11 protein-coding genes are annotated in these 10,559 nt (G+C 69.1%); 7 read left to right on the top strand and 4 right to left on the bottom strand.

Annotation, left to right across the window (positions count from 1 at the left end; genetic code table 11):
• Positions 1-106: 106 nt before the first annotated feature.
• Positions 107-514, top strand: a complete 408-nt coding sequence (locus tag AB0J71_RS15930; protein ID WP_352319273.1) for a hypothetical protein — start codon at positions 107-109, stop codon at positions 512-514.
• A 352-nt stretch (positions 515-866) separates the two neighbouring features.
• On the opposite strand, the gene AB0J71_RS15925 is transcribed toward AB0J71_RS15930, so the two are convergent.
• From AB0J71_RS15925 to AB0J71_RS15915, 3 genes are all read right to left on the bottom strand, one after another.
• Entirely contained in the window at positions 867-1,187 is a 321-nt protein-coding gene (locus AB0J71_RS15925; protein WP_352319271.1) for a hypothetical protein, read from the bottom strand.
• 366 nt (positions 1,188-1,553) lie between these two features.
• Complete coding sequence (locus AB0J71_RS15920; protein WP_352319269.1) at positions 1,554-1,919, bottom strand: hypothetical protein; 366 nt, start codon at positions 1,917-1,919, stop codon at positions 1,554-1,556.
• Between the two features lie 1,155 nt (positions 1,920-3,074).
• Positions 3,075-3,986, bottom strand: a complete 912-nt coding sequence (locus tag AB0J71_RS15915) for a Ku protein (RefSeq protein ID WP_352319267.1) — start codon at positions 3,984-3,986, stop codon at positions 3,075-3,077.
• 81 nt (positions 3,987-4,067) lie between these two features.
• Between AB0J71_RS15915 and ligD (AB0J71_RS15910) the strand changes: the two genes are divergently transcribed.
• From ligD (AB0J71_RS15910) to AB0J71_RS15890, 5 genes are all read left to right on the top strand, one after another.
• Complete coding sequence (gene ligD, locus AB0J71_RS15910; RefSeq protein WP_352319265.1) at positions 4,068-4,949, top strand: non-homologous end-joining DNA ligase; 882 nt, start codon at positions 4,068-4,070, stop codon at positions 4,947-4,949.
• Positions 4,946-5,821, top strand: coding sequence for a non-homologous end-joining DNA ligase (gene ligD / locus AB0J71_RS15905; protein ID WP_352319263.1), 876 nt, complete (start codon positions 4,946-4,948; stop codon positions 5,819-5,821). The genes ligD (AB0J71_RS15910) and ligD (AB0J71_RS15905) overlap by 4 nt, the downstream gene beginning before the upstream one ends.
• A gap of 43 nt (positions 5,822-5,864) precedes the next feature.
• A complete protein-coding gene (locus AB0J71_RS15900; RefSeq protein ID WP_352319261.1) occupies positions 5,865-6,074 on the top strand; it encodes a hypothetical protein in 210 nt (69 codons plus the stop codon).
• A 108-nt stretch (positions 6,075-6,182) separates the two neighbouring features.
• Positions 6,183-6,803, top strand: a complete 621-nt coding sequence (locus tag AB0J71_RS15895) for a TetR/AcrR family transcriptional regulator (RefSeq protein ID WP_352319259.1) — start codon at positions 6,183-6,185, stop codon at positions 6,801-6,803.
• 91 nt (positions 6,804-6,894) lie between these two features.
• The gene (locus tag AB0J71_RS15890) at positions 6,895-7,125 is read left to right on the top strand and encodes a DUF3107 domain-containing protein (protein ID WP_352319257.1); all 231 of its coding nucleotides are present in this window, start codon (positions 6,895-6,897) and stop codon (positions 7,123-7,125) included.
• A 540-nt stretch (positions 7,126-7,665) separates the two neighbouring features.
• Here the strand turns inward: AB0J71_RS15890 and AB0J71_RS15885 are convergent.
• Positions 7,666-8,319, bottom strand: coding sequence for a ferritin-like fold-containing protein (locus tag AB0J71_RS15885; RefSeq protein WP_352319255.1), 654 nt, complete (start codon positions 8,317-8,319; stop codon positions 7,666-7,668).
• 350 nt (positions 8,320-8,669) lie between these two features.
• Between AB0J71_RS15885 and AB0J71_RS15880 the strand changes: the two genes are divergently transcribed.
• Entirely contained in the window at positions 8,670-10,511 is a 1,842-nt protein-coding gene (locus tag AB0J71_RS15880) for a DEAD/DEAH box helicase (protein ID WP_352319253.1), read from the top strand.
• The last annotated feature ends 48 nt before the right edge of the window (positions 10,512-10,559 follow it).

The following is a 10,559-nucleotide window of genomic DNA, read 5'->3' as shown; positions in this document are numbered from 1 at the left end:
TGGATGTTCGCTAGCGAGCATCCACGCCGCTCCGCAGAAATTCAGAAGGCTCGGATTACGCGGAGCGTCGAGTACGGGGCAATCAATCCTTTTAGGGGGAAACACAATGCCCAAGCTCAAAAGTGTTATCGCAGGGCTCGCCATGGGCACCGCGCTGACCGGCGGTGTGGTCAGCGCGGGCGCGGCGACCACCGTCACCGGCGCGAACGCCGCCAGCGTCACCGGCTCGGCCACCGCGGCCACCCTGGCCGGCTGCTTCCGGGAGGTCCGGTGCGGCTGGGGCGGCTGGGGCCGCAGCTGGGGCAACCGCTGGGGCGGCGGCTGCCACCGCCGCTGCGGCGGCGGCTGGGGCTGGGCCCGCGGCGGCTGGGGCTGGGGTCGCGGCGGCGGCTGGGGCTGGCGGCGTAACAACGCACCCCGGGTCCGCGTCGTCATCCACAACTCCAACCACAACAGCAACCACAACAACACCAACGTGCAGCGGCACGACGAGCGCGAGCACCACGACGACTAGGCTGCGGCCTCACCCGGGGAAGGCCCGCCCAGCGAGAGCCCGCCTGAGGGGTGAGACCACGCCGACGTAGAGGAGTGCCCGCATCCGGCCGACCGGCTCTCTTGACGGAGAGCGAGGATCGCCTCCCGGATGCGGGCACTCGACGTGTCCCACGTCCTTCCCGAGCCGGCCCGCCCTCTCGGCGCCGCACAGGACCGTCACCCCGCGCCAAGACCGTACGGACAAGAAGGTGAAACGAGTGAGTGCCCGCATTCCCTGCCAGGAGCCCGTTCTCGACGAGAACGAGGGTCCGGCGGGATGCGGGCACTCAGTTGCGCGATCGCGGTTCGCGCCCCGGGTTCAGAACCTGCGGTCAGCTCCACTCACGCTCGTCGTCAGCGCGAACCCGCTGGCGAGCGTCATGCGCGATCGCGTCGCGGTTCCGGTTCCTGTTGACGATGATGATCTTGATCCTGGGGAGCCGGTGGCGACGCCAGTTGTTGCGCCAGCCCCAGCCGCCGCCGCACCACGAGCGGCGGAAGCAGCCCGACAGAGTGGTGGTGGTCGCGCCGGTGGTGACGTTCGCAGCCGCTTCGGCGCTGGTGGTCGTGGTCGCCGCGCCGAGGGCGATCACTCCGCCGCTCAGGGCCGTGCTCATGGCGAGCCCTGCGACAATACTCTTGAGCTTGGGCATTGCGTTTCCTCCTAAAGGTTTGGATGCCCCGTTTCTCGACGCTTCCGGATTCCCAGGAAACGACGTGGACGGTATGGCTTGCCGGGCCTGCCATCCATGACCTTGATATATCCCCATGAATAGCCAGCAAACCGCAATTGTCCTCTTTTGCCGGTAGGCACAGATTCGCATGGCGACTCGCACGCAAACGCAAGTGAGGGCTCCCCGGCCGATGCCGGTGAAGCCCTCACCAGAATTTCCGAAGGCGCGGAGAGAATGACCCCTCCGGCGCGCCGGGCCGTAATTCAGACCGTTTTCCGAGCCCGGTACCCGATGGTCGAATTCAGCGCGGCGCCGCCTTCATGAGGATGACGGATCCGTCCGCCGTCAACGCCAGTCGCGGTCGTGGTCGCGGTCGTGGTCGCGGACCGTCGGGCGCGTGGTTTCGTTGTCCGTCACCCGGTTGCGGTTGAAGTTGCGGTTGTGGATGGTGACCTTCACCTTGCCCACGCGGTTGTGGTGACGGCGCCAGCCCCAGCCGCCGCCCCAGCCGCCCCAGTTGTTGCCCCATCCCCAGCCACCGCACCGGGACCTGCGGAAGCAGCCGGCCTGGAAGCTGGTGGACGTGACGACACCGGCGCTGGTGGCGGCGTCGGCGCTGGTCGCGGTGGTCGCCGCACCGAGTGCCACGACACCGCCGCCCATGGCCGTGCTGACGGCGAGGCCTGCGAGAATACTCTTGAGCTTGGGCATTGCGTTTCCCCCTAAAGGATTGGTTGCCCCGTTCTCAACGCTCCCCGGTTGCCAGGGAACTGCCCTTGGACGACCTGTGACGAGCCATCCGTGAAATGTCATTTCCTGGACGCGGGCACGGCAACACAGAACCGCCGCCTTTTTGCTATGCATTAACAGCCTTATTGCTTGCATTAAACATTTATTGACTGATATGCCATGATATGTCCGAATCTATCATGATCGCCTGGCGGGGGCTTCCAGCAAGAAGGAGTGGGCCCCGGAAACCCGGGCACCGGCTCTTGACCGGCACAGTGTGTCGGTGATCGTCCGATTTACCCGGAGGTAATTGACACGGCTTATTGTGATTTGAAGACAATGTCCGCTTTACGGCTAATGGCCGTTATGTGAGCCGGAACGCGGACGGCCGTCCCTGGCGCACCGTGAGAGGACAGACCTTCTGCGCCACCTTCGGGCCGAGCGGAAAGTGCGACTCCTGCCAATGCGACGCTGAGCCCGGCCTGCGGCCCGCGCACGTAGGTGCATACGTTCACCCACTCCGGCACGTCGACCACCCGGAAACTCCCGTCCACGGCCAATGAGCGCGATCTGCTCGGCCTCACGCTCGCTGCGCCGCCCGGCTGTCGAGCGCGAACCTGACGTTGGCCATCTCACCCGACCAACCGCCTCGCCAACTCCCGCGCAGTGATGGCCTCACGCCAGTGCACCTGGCTGGTCCGCCAGGCGTTGTACGCAACCCGATCGGTCACCTTGATCCGGAAGTGGCCAGGCCTCCGCAACGAGATCATCCGGGCTGGGATCGGTGGCTCGTCGCCCTCTCCCCCACCGCAACGGTCGCCTTCACCAGCCCTCGTGCGCACCTCGGCGCCGTCCACAGCTGTATCCGGCCATGCGGTTCGTCACCGGCGCGATGAGGGGTGCCCTACGTCGCCATGGCGGTCCAGGTCGCCGGTGAACGGCGTCTCCCCCTTGGGTGACGCCGGGCCTGAGCGTGGGGATGGCCGTCGGCACCCCGCTGGATACCCAGCACCAGGACGCACGGGCGCCTGACCGGCGGAGGTGGTCACGCGGGTCGGCGGGCAGCAGGTCTTCGCCACGGTGTCCGGTTCGAACGTCCTGGGTAAGTCGTCGCACGAACCGCCGTAGCGGAGCGGTTCAGGCGGACTTGCGGGCCTTGCGCTTCGGCGGGGCCTTCTCCTCCTTGGCCTCCTCCTTGGCCTCCTCCGCCCCCTTCGACGCCTTGGCGGACTTGCCACCGCCCGCCGCCTTCTTCGGTTTGGCCGGTTCCCCGGTCCGCTCCCGTTTCGCGGCCTCGACGCTGGCGCGCAGGGCGGCCATGAGGTCCACCGCCGGCCCCGCCTCTTCCTCCTCCGGCGCCGCGACGACCTCCTTGCCCGCCACCTTCGCCTCGATCACCTGCTGCAACGCCTCGCGGTACGTGTCGTGGTACTCGCTCGGGTCGAAGTCCGACTCCATGGTGGTGATCAGCGACTCGGCCATCTTGAGCTCCTGGGCCCGGACCTCGATGTCCTCCTCCAGGAACTCGAAGTCGGGGGCGCGGATCTCGTCCGGCCACAACATGGTCTCCAGGACGAACACCCCGTCCCGTACGCGCAGGGTGGCCAGCGACTCCCGCTGCCGCAGCGCCACCTTGACCACGGCCACCTGTCCAGAGCTCTCCAGGGCGTCCCGCAACAGCACGTACGGCTTCGCGCCCTGCGCGTCGGGCTCCAGGTAGTACGACTTGGCGAAGTAGATGGGGTCGATCTGCTCAGCCGGGGTGAACTGCAGGACGTCGATCCTGCGCGACGTGCTCAGCGGCAGGTCCTCGAAGTCCTCGTCGGTGAGCACCACCATCTCGCCCGTGGCCAGCTCGTACCCCTTGGCGATGTCCGCGTACGGGACCTCCTCGCCGTCGACCGTGCACACGCGCTTGTAGCGGATGCGGCCGCCGTCGTCCCGGTGGACCTGGTGGAAGCTGACGTCTTTCTGCTCGGTCGCCGAGTAGAGCTTCACGGGGATGGTGACCAGCCCGAAGGAGATCGCACCTTTCCAGATGCTGCGCATGGGCACTCCTCAGCAGTAGCGGGCTCACCATATGGGCACATACCCGTCATGGGGCAACCAATGCCATACCCGATTGAACCAATGCTGGCCGTACCTGGGGAACTACCCTCCGATCGCGACCGGTACGGCCTGGAGGTCAAGTGGGACGGCATCCGCGCGCTCGTGCACCTCGACGGCGTCCTGAGGGTGACGGGACGGCACGGCGTGGAGTACACCCGGCGATACCCCGAAATTTCGGGGTTCGGGGTAAAGAACGCCGTGCTCGACGGCGAGGTCGTGGCGCTGGACCGGCGCGGCAGGCCCAGTTTCGTCCGGCTCCAGCACCGTATGCACCTGACCGACCCGGAACCGGCCGTGCTGGAGCTCTACCCCGTCACGTACATGCCCTTCGACCTGCTCTGCCTGGACGGCCGGCCGCTGTTCGACCTGGCCTACCGCGACCGCCGCGCGCTCCTCGACGAGCTGGACGTCGGCGCGCCCCCGTACTTCCCCGGGGACTCCGACCTGCTCACCGCCACGCGCGAGCAGGGCCTGGAGGGCGTGGTGGCCAAGCGCCTCGACTCCCCGTACCGGCCGGGCGTGCGCTCGCCGTGGTGGATCAAGGTCAAGCACCTCAGCACGCGGGACGTCGTGATCGGCGGCTGGAAGCCCGGCAAAGGCCACAGGGCCGGCGGGATCGGCTCGCTCGTCATGGGGGTCTTCACCGGTGAAGGGCTGACGTACGTCGGCCATGTGGGAACCGGGTTCACCGACGCCATCCTGGACGACCTCCACCAGGCGCTCCGACCTCTGGAGATCCCGCGCAGCCCGTTCACGAACGCCGTCCCGTGGAGAAATCGGTGGGTTAGGCCCGATCTCGTCGGGGAGGTGGGCTACACGATGTGGACCGACGAGCTGCGGCTGAGACATCCGGTGTGGCGCGGGCTGCGCGCCGACAAGCTCCCCGCGGAGGTGACGCTGTGAAGAAGGTGCCGGTCAGGGTCGACGGGCGCGAGCTGACGCTGAGCAACCTGGACAAGGTGCTCTACCCGGAGATCGGCTTCACCAAGGCCGAGGTCATCGACTACTACAGCCGCGTGGCCCCCGTCCTGCTGCCGCACCTCGCCGGCCGGCCGCTGACCGTCAAGCGGTACCCCAACGGCGTCACCGGCCAGTTCTTCTTCGAGAAGAACGCGCCCGAGCACACGCCCGACTGGGTCAGGAAGGTCAACCTGCCCGCCCCCGGCAGCACCAAGGGCCGAGAGAGCATCGACTTCGCCGTCGTGGAGGACCTGCCGACGCTCGCCTACTACGCCAACCTGGCCGCGCTCGAACTGCACGTGCCTCAGTGGCGCGTGGACGACGACGGCGCCGCGCTGCCGCCCGACACGCTCGTGTTCGACCTGGACCCGGGCGCGCCGGCGACCATCGTGGAGTGCTGCCGGGTGGCGCTCACGCTGCGCGAGGTGCTGAAGGGCGAGGGGCTCGACGCCAGGCCCAAGACCAGCGGCAACAAGGGCATGCAGCTCTACGCCGACTGGGACTGCCGCGAGGAGCCGTCCGCGTACGCCAAGAGGCTGGCCCAGGTCCTGGAGAAGGAGCACCCGAAGGAGATCGTCAGCGTCATGGCCAAGAAGGCCAGGCCGGGCAAGGTGTTCATCGACTGGAGCCAGAACAATCCGGCCAAGACGACCGTGGCGCCGTACTCGCTGCGGGCCAGGGAGCGGCCGACGGTCTCGACGCCGCTGCTGTGGAAGGAGGTCGAGGACTGTGCACACCCCGAGGATCTGGTGTTCACCGCCCCTGACGTACTCGCCAGAGTGGAGAAGCACGGTGACCTTTTCGGCCGGGCGTAGTCTGGACCCGTCCACACCAAGAGGGGGGCCGAAGATGTCGGAGATGGACACCCGCGGGGACGAGAACGTCTACGACGAGGAGGAGGAAGAGGAGTTGTCGCCGGAGACGCCCGAGGCCGACGCCGCCGAGCAGCATCGCGAGATCCGCCAGGAGACCGCCGGGGCGCGCCGCGAGGTTCCGCTCGACGCCGACCCCGCCGACGCGGCCGACCAGGACCGCGTCGTGGACTACGACGACGACGACTACCGCTGAGCAGGGGCCGCCCGCCAGACCGAGCGTGTATGACGATGACCGCCGAGGTGTCGGCTACCCGCACGTAGGATGTCGGCACAGTTCGCTGAGAGACCAATGGAGACCCGCGTGACCGCAACCCCGGACGCGAAGCCCCGGGGCACCCGGCTGCCCCGACTGGCCCGACGCCGGCAACTGCTGAGCGCCGCGCAGGAAGTGTTCGTGGAGAACGGCTACCACGCGGCCGCCATGGACGAGATCGCCGATCGGGCCGGGGTCAGCAAGCCGGTGCTCTACCAGCACTTCCCCGGCAAGCTGGAGCTCTACCTCGCGCTGCTCGACCTGCACGTCGACGACATGGTCAACCGCTGCCGCGAGGCCCTTGCCTCCACCCACGAGAACAAGCTGCGGGTGCAGGCCACGTTCAGCGCGTTCTTCGACTTCGTCTCCACGCAGGGGGAGGCGTTCCGGCTGGTCTTCGAGTCCGACCTGCGCAACGTCGCGCCCGTGCGCCAGCGGGTGGAGCGGTCCCTGCAGGAGTGCGCCGAGATGGTCAGCGCGGTCATCCAGGAGGACACCGGCTGCACCAGCGACGAGGCCCACCTGCTCGGCGTCGGCCTGGTCGGCATGGCCGAGGTGAGCGCCCGCTACTGGGTCACCGCGCAGGGCTCGATCCCCAAGGACGCCGCCGAGCAGCTCATGGCGCGGCTCGCCTGGCGCGGGATCAGCGGTTTTCCGCGTACGGCATAACCCGTTCGCTGGGCGCGATCATTCACCGCCTGCGGGCCTTCGAGCGGCGACGATGGAACCGAGCGCTAACCCAGTCGACTAGGGAGCCACGATGGAAGTCAAGATCGGCGTACGCTCGGTACACCGCGAACTCGTTGTCGAGACCGACCTCTCCGCCGAGCAGGTCGAAGAGGAGATCAGGAACGCGCTGTCGGTAGATCGCGGCGTCTTCGCCATCACCGACGTCAAGGGCCGGCGCGTGGTCGTGCCGGTGGCCTCGCTCGGTTTCGTCGAGATCGGTGAGGACGAGGCCAGGCCGGTCGGCTTCGGCGGCACCCTCTAACCACCCTGAAGGCCCACAACGAGGGTACGGCCCAACCAGCCGTACCCTCACCAGCCGAGCCGTGCCCTCACCGGCCGAGCCGTACTCTCACCAGCCGTGCCCTCACCGCCGTACCCTCACCAACCGTGCCCGCCGCCCAACGCCTCCACCAGGACACGCCAGGGAACGCACACCACCAGCCGCACCGGCATCACGGGCCACATGGCTCGCGGTCGCCCGGCCGTCCGAGGCGGCAGCCCCGAACGTGGGGGCGGCGGTTCCCGCCGGGGTCTGCATACAGGTGGTCGGCGTGATCCCGTCGCCGGTCGTTCGTCGGGCATCCCGCGCTTCCCCTCCGCAACACGACGCGCGAGGTCCAGCGATTCGGCCCACATCTCGTCCAGGAACTGCCGTAGCGGCGCGAGCCCCTCATGTCTGGGACGGTACATCCGTTTCGTCCCCTCGCACCGCCCCACGGCCAGACCGGTCTCCTTTCAGTCCTGGCAAGATCCAGCCCTGGCAAGATCGCAGATGGCCCGGCTCCCCACGGTCGCGCCGGGGCTAGATGCCGAGGGTGGCCATGCGCTTGTTGTGGGCCTCCGTCAGCGTCGCGAACAGGCGTGAGATGTCAGGCGTCTCGCCCCCCGCCGCCCTGGCCGACTCCACCAGCAGCAACGCCAGCTCCGGCCGCGCCGTCGCCACCTGCTGCCCCTGGCTGAGCGCCTCGCCGACGAGCCGCCGGGCCCACAACGCCAGCCGCCCGCCCGTCGTCGGGTCGGCCTCGATCCCGGCCCTGACCCGCTCGACGGCGAACTGCGAGCGGGCCTCGTCCACCAGCACCTCGTCCACCAGCTCGACGATCGACGGCTCCAGGTGCCGGGCGGCCTCCCGGTAGAAGTCGAGCGCGATCCCGTCGCCCACGTACGTCTTGACCAGGGCCTGCAGCCAGTCGGCCGGCCGGGTCTGGGCGTGCCAGGCGTCGAGGGCCGCCACGAACGGCGCCATCGCCTCCTCCGGATCGGCCCCCAGCTCGGCCAGGCGGTCGCGCAGCAGGCGGAAGTGGGCGTACTCGGCCACGGCCAGCTCGCTGAGCGCAGCGCGGTCGGCGAGCGAGGGCGCCAGGGTGGCGGCGTCCTCGGTCATCCGGGCGTAGGCGCTGAGCTCGGCGTAAGCTAGAACCCCGAGCAGGTCGACGACTCCAGGAGACTCGTTCATGGAGGCAGCGTACTTCCCGAAATATGCGGGAACATAAGCGAGCTCGGCCAGCGTTGTGGTATCGAGTACACTGCTCTGTGAAAGTGCGACCGCACTGTGTTAGTTCGGGGGATTCCCCCGATAACCCCCGATTCCCCGGGTGCGCGGTCGCTGATGACGCGAGAGGGCTGGCTCTACCGCGAGGACCCACGTAACGGGGGCTGTTTTCCGCCCGTCGGTCCCGGCAGGCCCGCCTTCATTTGAGACTGAGGCAGGCCACGCTGACGACTTTCCGAGACCTCGGAGTCACACCAGAGATCGCCGATGCCCTCGAGACCGAGGGTATCGTCACACCGTTCCCCATCCAGGAGATGGCGCTCCCGCTCGCCCTGAGCGGCCAGGACCTCATCGGCCAGGCGCGCACGGGCACGGGCAAGACCTACGCGTTCGGCATCGCGATGCTCCAGAGCATCGGCAAGCCGCGCAAGAACCGCAAGAAGCCCCGCGGGCTGGTCGTCGTGCCGACCCGCGAGCTGGCCGTCCAGGTCAGTGAGGACCTGGTCACCGCGGCCGGCAAGCTCGGCTCCCGAGTCCTGACCGTCTACGGCGGCCGGGCCTACGAGCCGCAGATCGAGGCGCTCAAGGCCGGGGTCGACGTCATCGTCGGCACCCCGGGCCGGCTGCTCGACCTGGTCAAGCAGAAGCACCTCGACCTGAGCCAGGTCACCTCCCTCGTGCTCGACGAGGCAGACCGGATGATGGACCTGGGCTTCCTGCCCGACATCGAGCGGATCTTCAAGCTGATCCCCGCGGAGCGGCAGACGATGTTGTTCTCGGCCACCATGCCGGGCGAGATCGTCTCGCTGTCCCGCAAATACCTCAACCGTCCCACCCACGTACGCGCGGAGATGGAGAGCGGCGAGGGCGAGACCACCCCGCAGGTGCGCCAGATCGTCTGGCGCGCCCACCGGATGGACAAGATCGAGATCGTCGCCCGGCTGCTCCAGGCCGAGGGCCGCGGGCTCACCATGGTCTTCTGCGAGACCAAGCGGGCCTGCGACATGGTCGCCGAACAGCTCGACACGCGTGGTTTCGCGGTCGCGGCCGTCCACGGCGACCTCGGTCAGGGCCAGCGCGAGCAGGCGCTGCGGGCCTTCCGGGCGGGCAAGATCGACGTGCTGGTGGCCACCGACGTGGCGGCCCGCGGCATCGACATCGACGACGTCACCCACGTGGTCAACTACGACTGCCCCTCCGACGACAAGACCTACGTGCACCGCATCGGCCGTACCGGCCGGGCCGGGCGCACGGGCATCTCGGTCACGTTCGTGGAGTGGGAGGAGCTGACCCGCTGGAAGATGATCAACCAGATGCTCGGGCTCGACTTCGCCGAACCCGAGGAGACCTACTCCACCTCGCCGCACGTCTACGCCGAGCTGAACATCCCCGAAGGCACCAAGGGCGTCCTGCCGCACGCGAGCCGCTCGCGCGCCGGGCTGTCCGCGGAGCGCATCGAGGACCTCGGTGAGACCGGCCGCTCCCGCACCCGCGGCGGCAAGGGCCGGCGCGAGGAGCGCGAAGAGCGCGAGCGCCCGGCCCGCGCCCAGCGCCAGCGTCGCCGCACCCGCGGCGGCAGGGAACTGGCCGAAACCGCACCCGCCGAGACGCCGGAGGTCGAGATCGTGGCCGCCAAGACGGAGGAGACTCCCGCCATCTTCACGCCCGACGAGGTCCAGACGGCGGCCGCCGAGCCGAAGCGCACGCGCGTCCGCAGCAGGGGGGCCGCGTCGTCGGCCATCGAGCAGGCGCTGGCCGAGGCGCCGGAGACCCCGGTGAAGCGGACCCGCTCCCGCAAGGCCGACCAGCCCCAGGCCGCCGACCCGCGGCCGCGCGAGGAGGCCGCCGAGGCGCCCGCGCGCAGCCGTGCGGCCGAGGCTGCTCCGGTGGAGCAGCCGGTCCGGAGCGGGGCGGCCGAGGTCGCGCCCGAGCCGGTCGTGGAGTCCGTGCCGCAGCCGAGCTTCCTGGCCACGCCTCCGCCGCCGGCCCGCAAGGAGCCGGAGCGGATCATCCCGCCGAGCCCGTTCGCGGTGATCTTCCAGTCACCCGACCTGGCCACGGACGACGATGACATCGCGCCGTCCGCGGCGACCGAGCGCAAGCAGCAGCGCCGCCAGTCCCGTGGCGGTGGCGGCAACCGCCGTCGCGCGGGCTAGCGACGACGAGAAGAGGGCGCGCATCCCGTTCGCGGGGTGCGCGCCTTT

It is taken from the genome of Nonomuraea sp. NPDC049637 (assembly GCF_040675235.1).
Taxonomy (GTDB): Bacteria; Actinomycetota; Actinomycetes; order Streptosporangiales; family Streptosporangiaceae; genus Nonomuraea.
This window is presented reverse-complemented; position numbering and strand designations above follow the sequence as displayed.